The organism is Psychroserpens mesophilus (genome assembly GCF_050617655.1).
In the GTDB taxonomy this organism is placed as follows: Bacteria; Bacteroidota; Bacteroidia; order Flavobacteriales; family Flavobacteriaceae; genus Psychroserpens; species Psychroserpens mesophilus_A.
Map to the genome: position 1 here is coordinate 1 of NZ_JBODQC010000198.1, position 266 is coordinate 266.

Consider the following 266-nt stretch of genomic DNA (forward strand, 5'->3'; position numbering starts at 1 on the left):
CGCGCCAGCTTCAGCGGGCTGGTCTCGCCAAGATTCTTCTCGAAACTCTCGCCGTAATTGCCGATCTGCTTGATGACGTTGTAGGCCCACTTGTCATCCACGCCCAGGTTCTTGCCCATCCCCGGCGTCACGCCCAGCAGGCGTTGCACGTTGGGGTTGGTGCTCTTGAGCATCTCGTCCACGTTCTTCGAGGTGACACCGTATTCCTCGGCTTCCAGCATCGCGAACATGGTCCAGCGGACCCCGTTGATCCCTTAGGCAGCCCC

Annotated in this window: 1 pseudogene; it reads right to left on the bottom strand. The window is 60.5% G+C overall.

Annotation, left to right across the window (positions count from 1 at the left end):
• A pseudogene (locus tag ACRHNM_RS16930) lies at positions 1-221 on the bottom strand (amino acid ABC transporter substrate-binding protein); the annotation flags it as partial.
• Positions 222-266 lie beyond the last annotated feature (45 nt).